This window comes from Nocardia salmonicida NBRC 13393 (assembly GCF_001613085.1).
GTDB classification, from domain to species: Bacteria; Actinomycetota; Actinomycetes; order Mycobacteriales; family Mycobacteriaceae; genus Nocardia; species Nocardia salmonicida.
In genome coordinates this window covers 206606-226346 of sequence record NZ_BDBR01000002.1, presented here as the reverse complement: position 1 = coordinate 226346, position 19741 = coordinate 206606, and the positions used below count along the sequence as shown (strand labels likewise).

General features: G+C 65.8%; 15 protein-coding genes. 9 read left to right on the top strand and 6 right to left on the bottom strand.

Annotated features, from left to right (window positions below):
• Nucleotides 1-159: 159 nt before the first annotated feature.
• Nucleotides 160-1305 (top strand): acyl-CoA dehydrogenase family protein, encoded by a 1146-nt coding sequence (locus tag NS1_RS01665; protein WP_062980839.1) that lies wholly within the window; start codon nt 160-162, stop codon nt 1303-1305.
• A 57-nt stretch (nt 1306-1362) separates the two neighbouring features.
• Here NS1_RS01665 and NS1_RS01660 read toward each other — a convergent pair whose 3' ends face one another.
• The 4 genes from NS1_RS01660 to NS1_RS01645 all read right to left on the bottom strand — a co-directional run bounded on the left by NS1_RS01660 (nt 1363) and on the right by NS1_RS01645 (nt 7558).
• Nucleotides 1363-2460, bottom strand: a complete 1098-nt coding sequence (locus NS1_RS01660) for a TetR/AcrR family transcriptional regulator (protein ID WP_373864321.1) — start codon at nt 2458-2460, stop codon at nt 1363-1365.
• A 247-nt stretch (nt 2461-2707) separates the two neighbouring features.
• Nucleotides 2708-4378: a GMC family oxidoreductase gene (locus NS1_RS01655; protein WP_062980837.1), complete on the bottom strand. Its 1671-nt coding sequence runs from the start codon at nt 4376-4378 to the stop codon at nt 2708-2710.
• Entirely contained in the window at nt 4375-6039 is a 1665-nt protein-coding gene (locus NS1_RS01650; protein WP_062980835.1) for an acyl-CoA synthetase, read from the bottom strand. The genes NS1_RS01655 and NS1_RS01650 overlap by 4 nt, the downstream gene beginning before the upstream one ends.
• Before the next feature lie 34 nt (nt 6040-6073).
• Nucleotides 6074-7558, bottom strand: a complete 1485-nt coding sequence (locus NS1_RS01645; RefSeq protein ID WP_062980833.1) for a flavin-containing monooxygenase — start codon at nt 7556-7558, stop codon at nt 6074-6076.
• A 111-nt stretch (nt 7559-7669) separates the two neighbouring features.
• Between NS1_RS01645 and NS1_RS01640 the strand changes: the two genes are divergently transcribed.
• Both NS1_RS01640 and NS1_RS01635 read left to right on the top strand, forming a co-directional pair.
• Nucleotides 7670-8728, top strand: a complete 1059-nt coding sequence (locus NS1_RS01640; protein WP_062981452.1) for an AraC family transcriptional regulator — start codon at nt 7670-7672, stop codon at nt 8726-8728.
• Nucleotides 8729-8831: 103 nt separating this feature from the next.
• Nucleotides 8832-9980 carry an acyl-CoA dehydrogenase family protein gene (locus NS1_RS01635; protein ID WP_157125056.1) on the top strand — a complete coding sequence of 383 codons (1149 nt, stop codon included), beginning with the start codon at nt 8832-8834 and terminating at the stop codon, nt 9978-9980.
• A gap of 68 nt (nt 9981-10048) precedes the next feature.
• On the opposite strand, the gene NS1_RS01630 is transcribed toward NS1_RS01635, so the two are convergent.
• Complete coding sequence (locus tag NS1_RS01630) at nt 10049-12214, bottom strand: 3-hydroxyacyl-CoA dehydrogenase NAD-binding domain-containing protein (RefSeq protein WP_062980829.1); 2166 nt, start codon at nt 12212-12214, stop codon at nt 10049-10051.
• A gap of 35 nt (nt 12215-12249) precedes the next feature.
• Entirely contained in the window at nt 12250-13464 is a 1215-nt protein-coding gene (locus tag NS1_RS01625) for an acetyl-CoA C-acetyltransferase (protein ID WP_062981450.1), read from the bottom strand.
• 78 nt (nt 13465-13542) lie between these two features.
• Here NS1_RS01625 and NS1_RS40715 point away from each other — a divergent pair, with 78 nt between their 5' ends.
• The 6 genes from NS1_RS40715 to NS1_RS01595 all read left to right on the top strand — a co-directional run bounded on the left by NS1_RS40715 (nt 13543) and on the right by NS1_RS01595 (nt 19740).
• Nucleotides 13543-14211, top strand: a complete 669-nt coding sequence (locus tag NS1_RS40715) for a TetR/AcrR family transcriptional regulator (RefSeq protein WP_063816053.1) — start codon at nt 13543-13545, stop codon at nt 14209-14211.
• Between the two features lie 206 nt (nt 14212-14417).
• Nucleotides 14418-15827: a hydroxysqualene dehydroxylase HpnE gene (gene hpnE / locus NS1_RS01615; RefSeq protein WP_062980825.1), complete on the top strand. Its 1410-nt coding sequence runs from the start codon at nt 14418-14420 to the stop codon at nt 15825-15827.
• 124 nt (nt 15828-15951) lie between these two features.
• The gene (locus NS1_RS01610; protein WP_062980823.1) at nt 15952-17181 is read left to right on the top strand and encodes an acyl-CoA dehydrogenase family protein; all 1230 of its coding nucleotides are present in this window, start codon (nt 15952-15954) and stop codon (nt 17179-17181) included.
• On the top strand, nt 17181-18329 hold the full coding sequence (locus NS1_RS01605; protein ID WP_062980821.1) for an acyl-CoA dehydrogenase family protein: 1149 nt from the start codon (nt 17181-17183) through the stop codon (nt 18327-18329). The genes NS1_RS01610 and NS1_RS01605 overlap by 1 nt, the downstream gene beginning before the upstream one ends.
• 2 nt (nt 18330-18331) lie before the next feature.
• Nucleotides 18332-18901 carry a QsdR family transcriptional regulator gene (locus NS1_RS01600; protein WP_062980816.1) on the top strand — a complete coding sequence of 190 codons (570 nt, stop codon included), beginning with the start codon at nt 18332-18334 and terminating at the stop codon, nt 18899-18901.
• Between the two features lie 14 nt (nt 18902-18915).
• Nucleotides 18916-19740 (top strand): enoyl-CoA hydratase-related protein, encoded by an 825-nt coding sequence (locus tag NS1_RS01595; protein WP_062980814.1) that lies wholly within the window; start codon nt 18916-18918, stop codon nt 19738-19740.
• Nucleotide 19741 lies beyond the last annotated feature (1 nt).

Here is a 19741-nt window from a genome sequence, read left to right as displayed (position 1 = left end):
ATGATGATTAACTTAGCGAGAATTGCAGTTAACTTATCTGGGTAGGGGCTGCTGTGTCAACGGCCACACTCCCCACCTCGACTCGGTGGATCCTGCGTCCGCGCTCTCGCGCGAGCGACCTGGCTCTCATCTGACCGAAAATCGAAGGAGAACTTCACTATGGGCGTCGAATTCAGCCCGGAACAGCAGGATTTCGCGGCGGCGGTCGCCGCGTTCGCCAAACGCGAGGCAGGTACCAGGGAAAAGCGGGACGCGCTGACCGAACACGACGCCGAGCAACACAACCCGGGTCTCTACGCCAAGATGGCCGAACTCGGCTGGCTCGGTCTGACCGTGTCCGAGGAATACGGTGGTTCCGATGCCACGATGGTCGATATGTGCATCCTGCTCGAGGAAGCCATGCGCGGCATGCTGCCGATCGGTGCGATCGGACCGACCCTGATCACCGGTGGCGCCTACGCCAAGTTCGGCTCCGAAACACAGAAGAACGACGTGTTGCGGGGGATCGTTCGTGGTGCGTCGCAGTCGATCTCGATGTCAGAACCCGAAGCCGGATCCGACGTCGGTAACATCACCACCCGCGCGGAGAAGACCACCGACGGTTGGTTGATCAACGGGCAGAAGACCTGGTGTTCCAACGCCCATATCTCCGAGAACATCCTGCTCGTGGCCCGCACCGACCGTAGCGGCGGCAAGCACGAGGGCTTGACCATGTTCCATGTGCCCGCCGGTACCCCGGGGTTGAAGATCAACCCGATCGAGTTGATGGGCAACCAGAAAGAAACCAACGACCTCTACTTCACCGACTGCCTGCTGCCGCAGGACGCGGTCGTGGGTGAGGTCGGTAACGGGTGGCGGCAGTTGATGACGGGGTTGAACTTCGAACGGCTGATCCTGGCCGCGATGAGTTTGGGTGCGGCCGAGCGCGCGTTCGACGATACTGTGCAGTTCGTCAGTGAGCGTAAGCAGTTCGGTAGGCCGATCGGGACGTTCCAGGCGTTGCGTCACCGCGTCGCTGACCTCGCGACCGAGATCGAGTGCACCAAACTGTTGGTCTACAGCGTCGCGGCCGCGGTGGATGCGAATCCGACCAAGACCTTCGCTCGGGAGGCGTCGATGGCCAAGCTCAAGGCCACCGAAACCTCCAAACAGGTCGCGTTGGCGGGGATGCAGATGATGGGCGGCTACGGCTATGCCCGCGAGTTCGACATGGAAAAGCATGTGCGTGGTGCTTTGGTCTCGACGATCTTCGGTGGCACGAGCGAGATCCAGCGTGACATCATCGGCAAAACCTACGGACTCTGACATATCAGGCGCCCGGCCGTGCGGTCGGGCGCCCTCGCCGTCGCCCGCGGCTGGGCACTAGCGGGGTAACGGCTGACCGAGGGCGACCGTCTCGAGGAGCCGAATCACCTTCTCCTGCGGGCAGATCCCCCCGTCGCCGAAGATCCGGACGAGGTCGACGACCAGGCTGAAGCAAGCGTGCACGAGGATGCGCGCCTCACCCATCGTCAGCTGCGGGCGTGCCCCGACGACCAGCTCGGCCCACTCGGTGATGATCAATTGCTGCAGGTGTCGCAGCGCGATCTGATCGGCGGGGTCGATGTGCCCGAACTCGGCGTAGTAGACGAAGGCCAGGGCACGTTCGGCGAACGAGTCGCGAACGTAGAGGTCGATCAGCACACCGAGCGCCTCCCCTGGGGTATCGGCGGCCAGTACCGCGGGGGTGATCGCCGTCGATACCCGATCGGCCGCCAGCCAGAACGCGGAGCTCAACAGATCGCTCTTGCCACGGTAGTAGCGGTATATCGCCGACGCCGCCGACAGGTTCGCCGCGACGGCGATATCTTCCATGCTGACGTTCGGGTAGCCCCGCTCGTGGAAGAGCGTGACCGCCGCGCGCAGTAGCTGCTCGTGCTTGAACAGCTGCGGGTCGGCGTCGGGCTTCGTCTCGTCCGCGCAGATCCGCGGCGGGGTCAGATCGGCATCGATGACCGCCCAGCAGGCAGAACGTAGGAGTGCGGCCAGAGTTTGCGCGGGCACGCTGACATGGTGGTCGCCGATACTGCTGGTCAGCGCGAAGATCGACACCGCGCGGACCGCGCGATCGTGCCCGCTCAGCTCAGGACGTACCTGGCCGATCAGGACGCGCAGCACGCGGATCGACGCGGTGAACTCGGCGATGAACAGCTCGTAGTCGGCAGGCTCGAGGTAGCGACGGTCCCACCGGGCCAGCCCGACTGTCGTCCGATTGGTGATCGTCATCGTGATCATCGAGTCGAGGAAGTGGTCCACGCGCTCGCGCGGGGACCACTTCTCGGCATCCTCGGGCAGCTCGGCGGCGCGCACCATGAGCCCCGCCAACCGGAAGAGCTCTTCGCGGAACAGCGCGTACTTGCTGGGAAAGTGCCGATAGAGCGCGGTCGGACTGATATCGAGCCGCTTGGCGATGTCGTCCATGCTGACGCTGTGATACCCGTGCGCGCCGAACGCCGCCGCCGATTCCGCCGCGATCTGGGCGCGCCTGTTCTTCGGCCTGCGCCTGACCTGGCGCCGCTGCGAGCCCGCCCGTGGCCCGTCTGCCTGTGTGCTCGTCGTCTCGCCCTTTGTTCAACGCGCTGCGTGCGAGTTCGTCTAGCCCTCGCTGACATGATATGCCCGCGTGCACGCAGCGCCGATGTGGCGATCGTCGAACGATGACGAGACCTCAGCCCCCAATCGAGAGGCGCAATGCGGCGGGCGCGGTGGCGGGGACGGCGGGCTGCTTCGGCATGACCGGTGCGACGCGGACGTACGCCGAACCCAGCGCGGGACGGGGGTCGGCCTCGCCCTTGTTGGGCCAGAACGCCATCGCACGCTCCGCCTGCGCGGTGATGGTCAACGACGGGTTCACCCCGAGGTTGGCCGTGACCGCACTGCCGTCGGCGATGTGCAGGCCCGGATATCCGTAGACCCGCTGCCATGGGTCGACGACACCGGTATCGGCGGCGTCGCCGATCGTGGCGCCGCCGATGTAATGCGCGGTGGCCGGAATGCCGAGCAGGTCGGTGATCAGATTTCCCGCGTCACCGTCGATTTCGGCGGCGTACTCGCGAGCGATGTCGTGCGCGATCGGGATCCACTCAGGATTCGGTTCCCCCGACCCCTGCTTGGTGACCAGACGTCGTCCCTTCAGATAGGACGTCAGCGAGTTGTCCAGCGATTGCATCACGAGCAGCACGACCGAGCGCTCGGCGGCGCGATAGACATTCTTCAGCCGGATGAACTGGAGCGGATGCGCCAGCACCATGAGCAGCAGCCGCAGCACCCGGAAGGCGCCGCCGTCGATCATCGGTAGGCCCTGGGTGAACAGCGCGTTGTGCCCCTTGCCGTACGAGCACACCTCGATATGGGTTTGCGGCTCAGGATGAATCGAGGAGGTGATCGCCACGCCCTGAGACATGTCGTAGCGACTACGACTGCAGACTGCGACCACCGCCTCGGAATTGCTTCTGGTCAGCTCACCGAGCCGTGGCGACAATTCCGGCAGCACGCCGTCGTTTCGCATGCGGTGCAGCAACTTCTGGGTTCCCAGAGCGGCCGCGGCGAAGACGACTTGGCCTGCGGTGAATGTGCGCCGATCCTTGCGGACGACACCGCCCGAACGCATGGTGTCCACGACGTAGCCGCCGTCGCCGTCGGGCCGCACCGAGGTGACCGTGGTGAGCGGGTGCACCTCGGCGCCGTTGCGCTCGGCCAGGTACAGATAGTTCACCGTGGTGGTGTTCTTGGCATTGTGCGTGCACCCGGTCAGACATTCGGAGCAATGAATGCAGCCGGCGCGCGTCGGCCCGGCGCCACCGAAATACGGATCGGGCACCTCGGTGCCCTCCTCGCCCTCGTTGAAGAAGACCCCGACATTCGTGCGGTGGAACGTGTCGGCGACCCCGCGTCGCTCGGAAATCGTCAGCAGCACTGCGTCTTTGGGTCCCACGCGTGGATTGGTTCGCACGCCGAGCATCCGTTTGGCCTGATCGTAGTACGGCGCCAACTCCGACTTCCAGTCCGTGATGTGCGACCACGCGCGATCTTCGTAGAACGCGGGCAGCGGCTCGTAGAGGGTATTCCCGTAGATCACCGACCCTCCCCCGACCCCCGACCCGCTGAAGACCGCGCACTTGCCGAGAACGCTGATGCGCTGCGGTCCGGTCAAGCCGAGTCGGGGCATCCACAGCGACTTACGGATATTCCAATTGGACTTCGGGAAATCCTCGGGATTCCACCGCCGCCCGGATTCGAGAACGCCGACACGGTACCCCTTCTCGGTCAACCGCAAGGCCGTGACGCTGCCGCCGAACCCGGAACCGATCACGATCACGTCGTAGTCGTACTCGGTCATGGCTTCACTCCTCGGCCCACAGGCCCGTCGACGACGTACTCGGTCAGCGCCTTGCGCACGATCTTGCCGGTGGGATTGCGCGGCATCTCGTCGAGGAACACCACGTCACGGGGCACCTTGTATCTGGCGAGGTTGTCTTTGACGTAGTCCTTGATCTCCTGCGCGACCGGCTCGTGGTCGGTGGCGGGAACGACGAAGGCGCGCAATCGCTGTCCGAAGTCCGCGTCGTCGACACCGATCACCGCGACGTCGGCGATATCGGCGCGACCCATCAGCAGATTCTCCACCTCCAGCGGATAGACGTTCTCGCCGCCGCAGACGACCATGTCGTCGTCGCGGCCGTCGATGAACAGCAGCCCGTCGGAGTCGAAGTGGCCCATGTCCCCGGTCGACATGTACCCGTCGATGATCTGTTTGGTCTTCCCGTCGGTGTAGCCCTCGAACGGTGCGACGGTGCGAGCGAAGATGCGCCCCGAGATGTTCGCCTCGGTGATCCGGCGATCCTCGCTGTCGTAAAGCGCGATGCGCGCGGTGACCGGCGCCCGGCCGACAGTGCCTGGCGCACGCCGCAATTCGTGCGGCTGCGCGACGGCGGTGATCGCGACCTCGGTGGAACCGTACCCGTTGTAGAGCACGTCGCCGAAGGCGTCCTGCCATCGGGTCGCCAGGTCGGGTGGCAGCGGTGCGCCGCCGACGAACACTGTGCGCAACGACGAGGTGTCGTACTCGGCGATGGTCTCGGGACCGAGCGCGAGAATGCGGTTCAACTGGGTCGGCACCGCGACCAGCATCTCGACCGAATGCTTCTCGATCGCTGCCAACGTGGCTTTCGCGTCGAAGCGGCGCCGCAGCACGATGTGGGCGCCGAGCGCGCTGGCTATCGTCCAGGTGCCCATACCCGTGGTGTGAAAGACCGGGGTCGCGATCATCACGACCCCGCCGCGCGGAAACGGCACCCGGTCGACGACGAGTGCGGTGGCGAACGGAGATACCTTGGTCCGCGGCGCACCTTTGGGCAGACCGGTGGTGCCACTGGTGAGGATGATGAAGCCGGCGGGCCGGTCCGGTGGTGGCAGCGGGTCACTGCTGTTCGCCGACACCAGCATGGCGATAGTCAGTGCGCCCGGCAGCGGCGTGTGTTCCTCATCTACCCAGCTGAGAATCCGTGGCATGTCCGCGGGCAGCGCATCGACCAGTCCGGCGAATTCGCTGTCGAACAGAATCGCGCGAACCTTCTCCCGCACAGCGACTTCGGTGAGCTGCGGCTTGGCGAAACTGGTGTTCAGCATGGCCAGCCGTAACCCGGCCTTGCCCGCTGCCACCATCGCCAGCACCAGGCCACGATGGTCACGCGCCAGCACGCCGATCACCTCGCCGCCACGCAGGCCCTGCCCGAGCAAACCGTGTGCCAGGGCATTGGACTGTTCGTCGAGCTCGCGGTAGGTCAGTACCCCGCGCTCGTCGGTCAGCGCGGGTTCGTCGGGCCGATCGGCCGCCCCGGCGCTGATCATCGCCGCCTGGGGGCCGTAGGAGTTGTTGAGCGCGATCATGCGCTTGATCCGGCGCGGTCGCCATAGGTCGATCAGGCCGGTTCGGTGCAGTCGACGCACCGCCGTCAACTTCTCGCGTACGTCGGCCACAGCGCCGTTCGTCAGCTTCATCGATGATCCTCTGGTGAGTTCTGGTCGGTGAATATCACTGGCCCGCGGTCGTTGTCGTGCCGGCGCGCAGGTGGTAGTCCTCGGGGCGCAGTGTTCGGGTCTGCAGTCGGTAGCTCACGACCGCGCCCGGCCAGTTGTTGGTGATCCGGCCTGCGGCGTTGCGGTACCAGCTCGAGCACAGACCCCACGGCGTACGGTCGAGCCGGGCTTGCAGCTTCATGTCGTATTCCTCGGCCACCGCACGCCGGACATCGAGCGTGTGCGCCGGATTGCGGGACAGTTCCTGCATCCCCTGGCGGATATAGCGAGCCTGCGATTCGATCATGTAGACGATGGAGCCGACACCCAGATTCGTATTGGGCCCGTACACCATGAACATATTCGGGAATCCCGGCACCGACATGCCGTGATAGGCGCGGGCACCGCCCTGCCATTCATCCTCCAGCGCGAGCCCGTTCGCGCCGTGGATCTTCATCGGCCACAGGAATTCGGTGCCCTTGAACCCGGTTCCGTAGATGATCACGTCGACCTCGTGCAGCACACCGTCGGCGGTTCTCACCCCGGTCGGCACGATTTCGGCGATCTCGGTCGTCTCCACCCGCACGTTCGGCTGGGTCAGCGCCGGATAGTAGTTGTTGGAGAACAGCCCGCGCTTGCAGCCGGGCGCGTAGTCGGGCGTCAGTTTCGCGCGCAGCTCCGGGTCGGTGACCTGCCTGCGCAGATGATTCACCGCGATCTTCGCGACCAGGCCCCTGATCGCGGGGACATCGGCGATGCCGAGCGACAGGAACTCACACAGCGCCCACACCGCGAACCGCTCGGCGAGCCGGACCGGCGGCACCGCCGCGAACATCCGGTGATGCCACGGCTTGTACTCGACATCGGGCTTGGGCAGCACCCACGCTGCCGAGCGCTGGAACAGCGTCAGCGCCGCCACCCGCGGCTGGATCGCGGGCACGAACTGGATCGCGCTGGCGCCGGTACCGACCACGGCGACCCGCTTGCCCGTCAGGTCGACGCTGTGGTCCCACTCCGCGGAGTGGAACGCGGGTCCGTCGAACGAGCCGATGCCCGTGATGGTGGGCAACGCGGGCCGCGACAGCTGGCCGACCGCGGAAATCAGCACGTCGGTGGTCACCTCGTAGCCGTCGGCGGTGCGCACCGTCCATGTCCCGCTCGCATCGTCGAACTCGGCTTCGGTCACCTCGGACTCGAACCGGATCCGCTCGAGCAGATTGTTGTCGCGCGCCACCTCACGCAGATAGGCGTAAATATCGGACTGCCCCGAAAAGCGCTTGGGCCAATTCGATTTCGGCACGTAGGAGTACGAGTAGAGCGGGGACGGAATATCGCAACCGGCGCCCGGGTAGGTGTTCTCCCGCCACACGCCGCCCACGTCCGAGGCCCGCTCCAGGATGACGAGGTCATCGAAACCATGGCGCAGCAGTTCCATCGCCATGCCGAGACCACCGAACCCTGTGCCGATGATGACAGCGGACGGCGTTGTCCGAATGCGCATAGCGAAGCTCCTCGAGTCATGGATATCTCGGGTCAACGGTAGGTCGCCGTCGACGCGGTGACGAGGACGCGCGCGGACAGAAAATTGACATTTCAGGCCATAATGGAAGGCATGCGCGCGCGGCAGGAGCCAGAAGTGGACACGTGGGACTTCCCACGGGGTGTCGCCAGTGTCGCCGTGATGAACCGGTTCGCGGTCGAACACGGCGCCGATCCCACGTCCGTCCTCGGCGGCACCGGCCTGTCCGTCGCCGACCTCGACTCCGCCGACCGCCAGATCGATGCCCGCACGGAACTGCTGGTGGTTCGCAATCTGCTGCGCGAACTCGGAACCAGGCCCGCGCTCGGCATCGAGGTAGGTCGCAGTTATCGCATCAGCGCCTTCGGCATCTACGGCTACGCCTGGATCACCAGTCCCACCCTCGGCGAGGCGATCTCCCTGGCGCTGAGCTACTTTCAGTTGAGCTTCGCGTTCTGCACGCCGGTCGTGGAAGTCAACGACCAGCAGATGATCGCCCGGATCCGACACGATCGGATACCCGATGACGTACGGCAATTCCTCGTCGAGCGCGACACCTTCGCGATGCATCGAGTGCTCGGCGACCTACTCGGGCGACCGGTCGACATCCACCATGCGCGGTTCGCGTTCCCAGAACCCGACTACGGGGACCAGATCGCCGCGATCCTGGGCGTACACCCCCGGTACGCGCAGGCCGAGACCAGCATTTCGATCTCCGCCGAAACCCTGAACCAGCTACTGCCGCAGGCGAATCAGGCCACATTGGCACTGTGTCTGGCGCAATGCCGTGAGCTGATCGACCGCCGGACCACCCGCACCGGGATAGCGGCCGACGTTCGCGACCACCTCCTGGCAGGCAGCGGCAGCGCGGGGATCGCGATACCGCCGTCACTGGACGCGGTCGCCCACGACCTCGGCATCACCGGCCGCACTCTACGACGACATCTCGCCGCGGACGGAACCAGCTACCGCGTCCTGCTCGACGAGGCGCGGCGCGGTCTGGCCGAGGACATGTTGGCCGCGACCGCGCTCTCGGTCGAGGAGATCTCCGCGCGGCTCGGCTACACCGAGGCAGGCCCCTTCATCCGCGCCTTCAAACGCTGGACGGCCACCACACCAGCCGCCTACCGACGCACCCGAGGTCGGCGCTGATCACCACGACCCGGACCGCGCACGGCTCGCTGTTGACGTTCTGCCAATATATCTGACAATCTGTTTTCGCAGATTGAGGCAGATGGCGTCCTGGGAGGCACTGATGACCGCACAAGCGGGCTGGGTAGACGACGAGATCGTGGCTGTTCGCGAACTCGCGACGAAGTTCTTCGAGAAGGAGGTGCTTCCTGGCGCCGAGCGGTACAAACAGCAGGGCCACCCCGACCGTGACCTGTACCGGAAGGCAGGCAAGCTCGGGTTGCTCGCCCCGTCCGTGCCGGAAGAGTACGGCGGCGGGGGCGGCACGTTCGCACACGAAGCGGCGATCATCGAGGCCCAATCGCGGGCAGGCGATACGTCGATGGGCATCTCGATCCACTCCGGGATCATCGCGCCCTATCTCGTCGAGTTCGCCTCCGAGGAGCTCAAGCGGCGCATTCTGCCTGAGGTGACCAGCGGCGAGTGCCTGCTCTCGATCGCGATGACCGAACCGGGCACGGGCTCGGACCTGCAGAACATCCAGACCAGGGCGGTGCGCGACGGCGACGAGTACGTCATCACCGGTTCGAAGATGTTCATCAGTAACGGCGCGCTCTGCGACGGGGTGATCATCGCCGCGAAGACCGACCCCGACAAAGGGGCCGCCGGGGTCTCGCTCATCTTCGCGGAGGTCGGTGACGACACCCCCGGCTTCACTCGCGGACGCACCCTGTCCAAGATCGGCGGCACCGGCCAGGACACCGCTGAGCTGTTCTTCGACGGCCTGCGGGTGCCGGTCGGCAACCTGCTCGGCGAGGCCGAGGGGCAAGGCTTCTACCAGATGATGACGCTGCTCCAGCAGGAGCGACTCGTCTGCGCGGTGATGGCTGTGGCGTCCATGGAGGCCGCGGTGGCGATGACCATCGCGTACACCAAGGATCGGCAGGCCTTCGGAAAGCCGCTGCTCGGCTTCCAGAACACCAAGTTCGAGCTCGCCGAATGCGCCACCATCGCCCGAATCAGTCGCGTCTTCCTCGACGACTGCCTCACCCGACACCTGGCGGGCGAACTCGATGTGGCAACGGCATCGATGGCGAAATACTGGCTCACCGATCAGTTGAGCGTGGTCGCCGACCGGTGCCTGCAGTTGTTCGGCGGATACGGATTCATGACCGAATACCCGATCTCGGAGATCTTCACCAGCGCGCGGGTACTTCGCATTCTCGCGGGAACGAACGAGATCATGAAGGAACTGATCGCCCGTTCCCTGTAGCCGCTCCGACACAGAACCCCCCGTCGCCCGGGAAAACCGGGCGACGGGGGTTCTGTTCGTCGTATAGGTCAGCCGAGCGTTTCCCCGGCAGCGGCCTTGACCCGCAACGACTCCGGGACCTCGAACCGCTCGCCGTAGGCGGCCCGCAGCTCATCGGCCCGTGCGACGAATCCGGTCAGGCCGCCCGCGTACTGGTTGATGTACTGGATCACGCCGCCGGTCCAGGCCGGGAACCCGATGCCGAAGATCGACCCGATATTGGCGTCCGGCACGGTGCGCAGCACGCCCTCGTCGAAACACCGCACGGTATCGAGGGATTCGGCGAACAGCATCCGTTCCTGCATGTCGATGAACGCGATGCCGTGATCGTCACGGGTGTACTTCTCGACCAGTCCCGGCCACAGGCCGAGTTTCTTGCCGTCGGCGTCGTATTCGTAGAAGCCGCGACCCTCGAGTCGGCCCGGTCGATCGAAGTCGTCGACCATCGCGTCGACGAGCGGATAGGCCTTCGAGTCGACCCACTCCTTGCCTTCGGCGAGCAGGTTCTCCTTCAGGCTGCGCCGGATCTTCTGCGCCAGCTTCATATTGATCTCGTCGGCCAGCGCCAACGCACCCACCGGGTAGCCGGCCTGTGTGGCTGCCTGCTCGACCGAGGCCGGGTGCACGCCCTCGGCGACCAGCGCGATGGCCTCGTCCATGAACTGGCCGATGACCCGGCTGGTGAAGAAGCCGCGGCTGTCGTTGACCACGATCGGCGTCTTCTTGATCGCCAGGGTGTAGTCGATGGCGCGGGCGATGGCTTCGTCGCTGGTTTCGTCGCCGACGACGATCTCGACCAGTGGCATCTTGTCCACCGGGGAGAAGAAGTGCAGACCGATGAAGTCCTTCGGCCGCTTCACGCCGGTGGACAGATCGGTGATCGGCAGGGTCGAGGTGTTGGACCCGAGCAGGGCATCGGAGTTCACCAGATGTTCGATCTCGCCGAACACCTTCTTCTTCAGGCTCGGATCCTCGAACACCGCCTCGACCACGAAGTCGCAGCCCGCGGCGTCGGCCGGATCCGCGGACGGATGGATGCGACCGAGGATCTCGTCGTACTTGTCCTGCGTGATCGCACCCTTGCGCAGCGCCTTGTCGAGCAGCTTGCGCGAGTAGGCCTTTCCGCGCTCGGCCGCCTCGATGGTGACGTCCTTCAACACGACCTGCATGCCGGCGCGAGCCTGCACATAGGCGATGCCCGCGCCCATCATGCCCGCGCCGAGCACGAGGACCTTCTCCGGCGTGCGCACGGGGAAGCCTTCGGGGCGGCTGCCGCCCTTGTTGATCGTTCCCAGATCGAAGAACAGGGATTTGATCATGTTCGTCGAGACCTGACCACAGATCAGGTTGGCGCAGTAACGGGTCTCGATCGCGAACGCGGTGTCGATGTCGACCTGCGCCCCCTCCACCGCGGTGGCGAGCACCGCGATCGGTGCGGGCATCGGCGAACCCTTGAGCTGCTTGCGCACGTTGGCCGGAAACGCGGGCAGGTTCGCCGCGACCGCCGGGCTCGACGGGGTGCCGCCGGGGATCTTGTAGCCCTTCACATCCCACGGCTGCGCGGCCTCGGGGTTGGCCGCGATCCAGGCACGGGCCTGCGCGAACATCTCGTCGCTGGTAGCGGCGACCTCGTGGATGATCCCGACCTGCAACGCCTTGGCGGGCTTCATCCGCTGGCCCTGGCCGACGACATTGAGCACCGCGTTGGTGATGCCGAGCAGCCGCACCGTCCTGGTGACGCCACCCGCGCCGGGCAGCAACCCGAAGGTGACCTCCGGCAAGCCGAGCAGGCTGCCCTTGGCGTCGAGCGCGATCCGGTGGTGGGTGGCGAGCGCGACCTCGAAGCCACCGCCGAGCGCGGTGCCGTTGATCGCGGCGACCACCGGCTTGCCCAGCGTCTCGAGCCGACGGAACGCGGCCTTGTAGGTGTCGAGGCCGAGCGCGATCTGCGGGGCGGTCTCCGGTGTCGCGTTCATCAGCAGGTTCAGGTCACCACCGGCGAAGAAGGTGTCCTTGCCCGAGGTGAGGATGACGCCGTCGAAGCTGTCCTTCTCGGCCTCGAGCCGGTCGACGGTCGCGGTGAGGTCGCGGGCGAACGCCTCGGTCATCGTGTTGGTGGACTGGTTCGGGTCGTCCATGGTGAGCACGAGCACCCGGTCGGCGCCGAGATCCCAGGCAATCATGTTGTCAGTCATTGCTTTTCGTTTTCCTTCGGTATCGGATCCGACGCTCAGACGCGCTCGATGATGGTGGCGATGCCCATGCCGCCGCCGATGCACAGCGTGATCAGCGCGCGACGCGCCCCCCGACGCTCGAGCTCGTCGACCATGGTTCCGGTGATCATGGCGCCGGTCGCGCCCAGCGGGTGGCCCATGGCGATGGCGCCGCCGTTGACGTTGAGCTTCTCGTCGGGGATGTTCAGCTTCTTCTGGAAGTTGAGCACCACCGACGCGAAGGCCTCGTTGAGCTCGAACAGGTCGATGTCATCGACCGTGAGCCCCGCCAGCGCCAAGACCTTCTCGGTCGCCGGGACCGGCCCGGTCAGCATGATCGTCGAATCGGCGCCACTCACCGCGGCGGCGACCACCCGGGCGCGCGGCGTGAGGCCCGCGGCGACACCTGCGGATTCACTGCCGATCAGGACCAGCGCCGAACCGTCGACGATGCCGGAGGAGTTGCCTGCGTGATGGACGTGGTCGATCTTCTCGACGTGGTGGTAGCGCTGCAGGGCGACGGCGTCGAAGCCACCCATCTCCCCCATCGCCGCGAACGATGGGGGCAGCCCCGCCAGGCTGTCCACCGTGGTGTCGGGGCGCATGAACTCGTCGTGGTCGAGCAGCACCGCGCCGTTGATATCGCGCACCGGGACAATGGATTTGGCGAAGTAGCCGCCCGACCAGGCCGCGGCGGCCTTGCGCTGCGACCGCACCGCGAAGGCGTCGACGTCCTCGCGGCTGAAGCCCTCGATCGTGGCGATCAGGTCGGCGCTGACGCCTTGAGGCACGAAGTAGGTGCTGTAGTTGGTGACCGGGTCCATCGCCCACGCGCCGCCGTCGGAGCCCAGCGGAATCCGCGACATCGACTCCACGCCGCCGGCGATGACGAGCTGCTCCCAGCCCGAGCGAACCTTCTGAGCGGCGGTGTTGACGGCCTCGAGGCCCGAACCGCAGAACCGGTTGAGCTGCACACCGGCAACCGTGTCGGGCAGGCCGGCCGCCAGAGCGGCGGTCTTGGCGATATCGGAGCCCTGATCGCCGACCGGCGACACCACGCCGAGCACGATGTCATCGATCGCCGCGGGGTCGAGTCCGGGGTGGCGGGTCTTCAGTTCGTCGATGAGCCCGACCACCAGATCGAGCGGCTTGACGCCGTGCAGGGCGCCGGTCTTCTTGCCGCGCCCGCGCGGGGTGCGAATCGCCTCGTAGATGAATGCCTCGGTCATGATTCTCTCTCCTCGCTGAAATCTGACAATAGGATGCCGCAGATTTGGAAATCTGACAAGGCTTTGTGGCAGACTCGGCGCATGGTGAAGGATCGTGCGTATGCGGGTGTGCCTGCCGAACAGCGGCGCGCCCAGCGTCGAACCACGTTCCTGGAGGCCGCCCGGGAGATCGTCGGCACCCAGGGCTCCGCTCGACTCACCGTCGGCGGCCTCTGCCGCCAGGCCGGACTGACCGAGCGATACTTCTACGAGAGTTTCACCAACCTGGACGCCGTCGTCGCCGAGGTCTACGACCAGGCAATCGGTGAGCTGACCGATCTGATCGCCGGCCGGGTGCGCGCGGCCCCCGATCCCCTGCGCGACAAGGTGCACGCGGCCATCGCCGCTGGTCTGCAAGCGGTCGCCGACGATCCGCGGCTGATCCGCATCGCCTTCACCGAGGCCCAGCTCAACCCCGTCCTCAACGAGCGACGCACCGCGACGATCCGCAGCTTCGCCGCCCTGGTCTTGGCGACGGTGAACAAGCGACTCAGTCCCGAGAGCACCGCGACCGCGGGGGCATACGGCGAGCTCGCCGCGATGCACCTCGTCGGCGGGCTGTACGAGACCGTCTACGGCTGGCTCAACGGAACACTCGACTTGACCAGAGACGAACTCGTGGACGAGTCGACCGAGATCTTCCTCGTCGTCGTCGAACAGATCCTGGGCCCCGAAAGCCTTCTGCGGCGCAAGCGCGTAGCCCGACCCTGATCAACCGCGCGGATCAGCCCCTCGAACCACGCACGAGGTGCTCTCGTTCGCCCGAGAGCACCTCGCCCCCATTCGCGACCCATCATGAGTCGAGTTCCGTTCCGCACGAGCGGGTTCGGCTCTGTACGAACACGTCGACGCCATGCGAGTATGACGAGAATATTCTCTCATTCATTCTCGCATTCATCGATTGTCCGGAGGTACCGATGGGGCAGCAAGAATCCCCGCACATCCTGGTCGCGGGCGCGGGCCTGGCCGGATTGGCCACCGCGGTCTGGCTCGCGGAGGCAGGTCACCGGGTCACCCTCGTCGAGAAGCGGGGACGGCTCGGCGGTCGCACGATCTCATTCGAGGTGCCCGGCATCGAAGGCAGGGTCGACAACGGCCAGCACCTGTTCGCCGGTTGCTACGACGCGCTGCTGCGCTACGTCGACACCATCGGCACGCGAGATCAACTCCGCTGGGACGCACCACCTTTCGCGATCAGGACCGGGCCCGACCGGCTGCTGACCTTGCGCGCGCCCACCTGGTTGCCCGGCACGCTGCGTCGCGCCGTCGGGCTGTCCTGGATGGTGTGGCCGCCGATCCCGCTGCGCGAGCGACCCGCCGCCCTGCGCACCTGGGCGCGGATCGCCCGCGCCGCGCTGCGCCCGGCACCGGAACTCGACGATCTGACAGTCGATCGCTGGTTCACCCAGATCGGCGCGCCGGCATCGTTGCGCGCGTTGGTGCTCGATCAGTTCGTCATCGGGCTGCTCAACGAGAAGACCGAGCGCGTGTCGGCCTCTATGTTCGTCCAGACCCTGCACTGGATCGGCAAACGCGCGCTGTCGGGCAACACCAGGGCAGGCGACGCGGTCTGGCCACGGGTGAGCCTGCACGAGATGTTCGTCGCGCCCGCCGAGCGTTATCTGCGGGCGCGCGGCGGCGAGATCGTCGTCGGTGCCGGTGTCGCCGATATCGAGATCACCGACGACGGGCTCACCGGTGTGCAACTCTCCGACGGGCGTGTCATCGAGGTCGACGCGGCGGTTCTCACGCTGCCGCCGTGGTCGCTGACGACACTCCTCGATCGCGGACGGCTCGGGCAGTACGACCATTTCACCCCCGTGCGCAAGATAGAGCCTGCCCCGATCTCGAGCGTCTACGTCTGGCTGGATCGCCCACTGAAGATGCGCAGGCTCGCGGAGAATCTGCGCGACACCACCATCGAGTGGGTCTTCGACACCACCGGCATGCACGGCGTCGAGACCGAGGCAGGGCACTGCTATTCGCTGGCCGTGAGCGCCTCGTGGGATGTCGTCCATCTGCCCAACGCCGCATTCACCACGGCGGCACTGGAATCGTTGTCCAAGCACTACCCCGAGGTCGCCGAAGCCGAGGTGCTGCGCACTCACGTCATCCACCAGCCGCAGGCCACCTTCTCGGCGCAGCCCGGTTTCGACGAGCTGCGCCTGCCACAGCGCACGCCGATCGAGGGCCTGTTCCTCGCGGGCGACTGGACCGAGACCGGGATGCCCTCGACGATGGAAGCCGCCGTCGAGAGCGCGGTCCGCGCCGTCGACGCTGTCCGCGAATACCTCGGTACCCGCAGCGGCGTCGACGCAGCTAAGTGAATCACCATTCTGCGCACTGACACCTCCGAACCAGTTGATTCCGCACTGAGACAGAAGTACATTGTGTCTCACACTGCCGCAGGTCTGCACGGACACAATGGCGCACATCCCTCCGGGAGGGTTGATGGATTACGACTGGTCAGCGGCCGATATGGCCTTTCGAGACGAGGTTCGGGCCTTTCTCGACGAGAAGCTGACACCCGAACTACGCCGCGCCGGGCACTTGGCGACAAGCGTCTATCCGGATCACGAAGCCAGCATGAAGTGGCAGCACATTCTTCATGAGCGCGGCTGGGCGGCACCGGCGTGGCCGAGCGAATACGGCGGCTGCGACTGGAGCCTCACCCAGCACTACATCTTCGGCCGGGAGTTGATGCAGGCCGGTGCGCCGGCGCTGTCGCCCATGGGCATCAGGATGGTCGCGCCCGCGATCGTCGCCTTCGGCACCACCGAGCAGAAGGCGTACTACCTGCCACGGATCCTCACCGGCGAGGTGTTCTTCTGCCAGGGGTATTCGGAGCCGGAATCCGGGTCGGATCTGGCATCGCTGACGATGGCCGCCGTCGACGACGGTGACGATTTCGTATGCACCGGAAGCAAGATCTGGACCACCCACGCCACCGAGGCGAATTGGATCTTCTGTCTGGTCCGCACTTCACGCGAGGGAAAGAAGCAGCAGGGCATCACCTTCCTGCTCATCGACATGACCTCACCGGGCATCGAAATCCGCCCGCTGGTCATGACCTCCGGCGAGCAGGTCCAGAATCAAGTCTTCTTCGACAGCGTCCGAGTGCCGAAAAGCAATGTGCTCGGCCAGATCGACGATGGCTGGACCGTGGCGAAATATCTGCTCGTCCACGAACGTGGTGGGGCACTGTCGCCCATGTTGCAGGTCATGGCCCAGGAAGTCGCTACCGCGGCAGCCGGGCAGACCGGTCCGGACGGCAATCCGCTCATCGATGACGCCACCTTCGCGGCGAAGTTGGCCGAGGCGCGGATTCGCACCGAAGTACTCGAGATCCTCGAATACCGAACGCTGTCGGTGATGGCGCAGGGCAAGAACCCCGGCCCCGCCTCGTCGATGCTCAAGATCCTGGCCACCGAACTGAGCCAGAAGATCACCGAATTGGCGCTCGAGGCAGCAGGTCCGCGCGGTCGGGTGTACCAACCGCACGCGACGAAACCCGGCGGCCCGATCGCCGAGTTCCAGCCACCGGCCGACGGCTACCGCAGCGGCGAAGAATGGCAGGCCGTCGCACCGCTGCGCTACTTCAACGACCGGGCAGGCTCGATCTACGCGGGCAGCAACGAAATTCAGCGAAATATCCTCGCCAAGGCAGCATTGGGGCTCTGATGGACTTCACCTTCACCAAAGAGCAGGAACTCCTGCGCGATTCGGTGGCCCGATTCCTCGGTGCCCGCTACGACCTGGAGAAGAGTCGCAGCGCGGTCAAGTCCGACGCGGGATGGCAGCCCGCTGTATGGCGCGGTTTCGCCGAGGAACTGGGCATTCTCGGTGCGACCCTGCCCGAGGATGTCGACGGTATGGGCGGTGGACCGATCGAAATGATGGTCATCGCCGAGGAACTCGGGCGTGCGCTCGTCGTCGAGCCGTATGTCGACACGGTCGTAGTCGGAGCGGGTCTGCTGAAACGCTCCGGCGGCGCGGCTGCCGACGCACTGCTGCGCCAGATCGTGGACGGGACGGCGCGCACCGCGTTCGCCGCACTCGAGCCGACGTCGGGTCACACGATGCGCGATCTTTCGACAACCGCGCGCCGCGACGGTGATTCGTGGGTGCTCGACGGCAGCAAGACTGTCGTGACCAGTGCGCCGTTGGCGACCCATCTGATCATCAGCGCACGCACCGCCGGTGCTCGGCGCGACGAATCCGGCATCTCGTTGTTCCTCACCGAATTCGATGCGGCGAATCCGCCGGCCGGGGTGGAGATCCACTCCTACCGGACGATCGACGATCGGGTCGCTTCCGATATCACCTTCACCGAATTCCGCTTGCCCGACGCCGCGCTGCTCGGCACCGAAGGCGACGCATGGTCCTCGATCGAGGCCACCGCTTCCGAGGCGATCGCGGCGATCGCCTCGGAAGCGGTGGGCTGTATGCGGAAGGTGCTGGCCGATACCGTCGAATACGCCAAGCAACGTCAGCAATTCGGTCAGCCGATCGGCAGCTTCCAAGTTCTGCAACACCGCATGGTCGATATGTACATGGAGCTCGAACAGGCTATCGCCGCAGCGTATTTGGCGATCCACGCGTTGAACGCGGCACCGGCGGACCGGGCGCGGGCGGCATCGGCGGCCAAGGTCACCGTCAGTCGTGCCGCTCGATTCATCGGCCAGAACTCCGTCCAGCTGCACGGTGCGATGGGCATGACCGAAGAACTCGCTATCGGTCACTATTTCAAGCGACTGACCGCGATCGAGCACGAATTCGGATCCACCGACCACCACCTCGCCCGCTACGCCGAGTTGACGAGGCCGTAGTCGTGACCAGCGGCACGGTGCGCGAGGACATCATCGACCTCGCGCACCGGTGGTTTCTCGAAGGCCGCCGCATCGATATGCAACAGCTGGCCCGCGAATCGGGGATCGGCCGCGCCACGCTGTATCGCTGGTGGGGTAGTCGAGAAGTCGTGATCGGTGAAGTGGTCTGGCGGATCATCGCGGAGGCGATCGGTCGCGTCGAGGCGCGCTACGCGGGCGTGTCCGATGATCCCGCCGGACGTTTCGTGCGCAACTTCGGCACCCTCGCGGATACCGTTCGCACCTTCGAACCGCTGACCCGATTCGTCGCCGACGACCCGGAATACGGCTTGCGCGTGCTGACTTCGGGCTACACCGTCGTCCAGGGCCGAATGATCGACTGGGCCGCGTCGCGACTGATCGACCTGCCCGATCTCGATCCGCGCATCGAAGTCCGCGATCTCGCCTATGCGATCGTGCGCGTCGGCGAAGCTTTCGTCTGGAGCGACATCATCACCGGTGACCCGCCACAGTCCGGCAAGGCCGCCGCCATGGTCGAGTTACTCGTGTCCGCCGCATCCGGCAGACGCTGAACCAAGGAGTCGAATTGACTTACCAGACCATCGATTACAGCGTGGATGCGGCCGTCGCCACCATCACGCTGAATCGTCCCGAGGCACGCAACGGTTTCACCACCGAGATGGCCGACGAACTCGGCGCTGCCTTCACCGAAGCCGATCGCGACGACGATGTTCGTGCGGTGATCTTCGCCGCCGCGGGGCGCGACTTCTGCGTCGGCATGGATCTGACAGCGGGCGGATCCGATGAGGACGTCACCCACCCCGAATGGGTCGAATGGTCCACCCGGGTCGTGCGCCCGATGACCGACCTGAACAAACCCGTCATCGTCGCCATGCAGGGTGCCGCCATCGGCGTCGGCCTGTCCATGACCCTCGCCGCCGACTTCCGCCTTGCCGCAACCGATTCCCGCTTCGGTTTCGTGTTCGCCCGACGGGGCCTGTTCCCCGAGGGTGGTTCGCTCTGGTTCCTGCCCCGCATCGTCAGCCTGGCCAAAGCCAAGGAGTGGATGATCACGGGCCGCGTTTTCGACGCCGACGAAGCTCTCGCCGCGGGCCTGGTCACCAGCCTGCATGCCACCGAAGATCTCCTGCCCGCCGCCCGGGCGCTCGCCGCCGAACTGACCACCCAGGTGGCCCCCGTCTCCGTCGCCGCCATCCGCCGCGGCCTGGTCGCCATGTCCGGCGACAAGACCCCCGACGACGTCTTCACCCTCGATGCCCGCCTCATCTCCTACGCCTTCTCCAGCGCCGACCTGCGCGAAGGCATCATGTCCTTCCTCCAGAAGCGCCCACCCCACTTCACCGGCAAGGTAGCCACCGAACTCCCCCACCTCGACGACTGGCTGTCCTGAC

What these genes read in the sequence shown, in the direction of transcription:
- NS1_RS01640 (WP_062981452.1), top strand. Translation starts at nt 7,670, where the DNA reads ATGCGCGCGCGGCAGGAGCCAGAAGTGGACACGTGGGACTTCCCACGG.
- NS1_RS01655 (WP_062980837.1), bottom strand. Translation starts at nt 4,378, where the DNA reads ATGACCGAGTACGACTACGACGTGATCGTGATCGGTTCCGGGTTCGGC.
- NS1_RS01645 (WP_062980833.1), bottom strand. Translation starts at nt 7,558, where the DNA reads ATGCGCATTCGGACAACGCCGTCCGCTGTCATCATCGGCACAGGGTTC.
- NS1_RS01635 (WP_157125056.1), top strand. Translation starts at nt 8,832, where the DNA reads ATGACCGCACAAGCGGGCTGGGTAGACGACGAGATCGTGGCTGTTCGC.
- NS1_RS01650 (WP_062980835.1), bottom strand. Translation starts at nt 6,039, where the DNA reads ATGAAGCTGACGAACGGCGCTGTGGCCGACGTACGCGAGAAGTTGACG.
- NS1_RS01610 (WP_062980823.1), top strand. Translation starts at nt 15,952, where the DNA reads ATGGATTACGACTGGTCAGCGGCCGATATGGCCTTTCGAGACGAGGTT.
- NS1_RS01665 (WP_062980839.1), top strand. Translation starts at nt 160, where the DNA reads ATGGGCGTCGAATTCAGCCCGGAACAGCAGGATTTCGCGGCGGCGGTC.
- NS1_RS01660 (WP_373864321.1), bottom strand. Translation starts at nt 2,460, where the DNA reads ATGGACGACATCGCCAAGCGGCTCGATATCAGTCCGACCGCGCTCTAT.
- NS1_RS01630 (WP_062980829.1), bottom strand. Translation starts at nt 12,214, where the DNA reads ATGACTGACAACATGATTGCCTGGGATCTCGGCGCCGACCGGGTGCTC.
- NS1_RS01605 (WP_062980821.1), top strand. Translation starts at nt 17,181, where the DNA reads ATGGACTTCACCTTCACCAAAGAGCAGGAACTCCTGCGCGATTCGGTG.
- hpnE (WP_062980825.1), top strand. Translation starts at nt 14,418, where the DNA reads ATGGGGCAGCAAGAATCCCCGCACATCCTGGTCGCGGGCGCGGGCCTG.
- NS1_RS40715 (WP_063816053.1), top strand. Translation starts at nt 13,543, where the DNA reads ATGGTGAAGGATCGTGCGTATGCGGGTGTGCCTGCCGAACAGCGGCGC.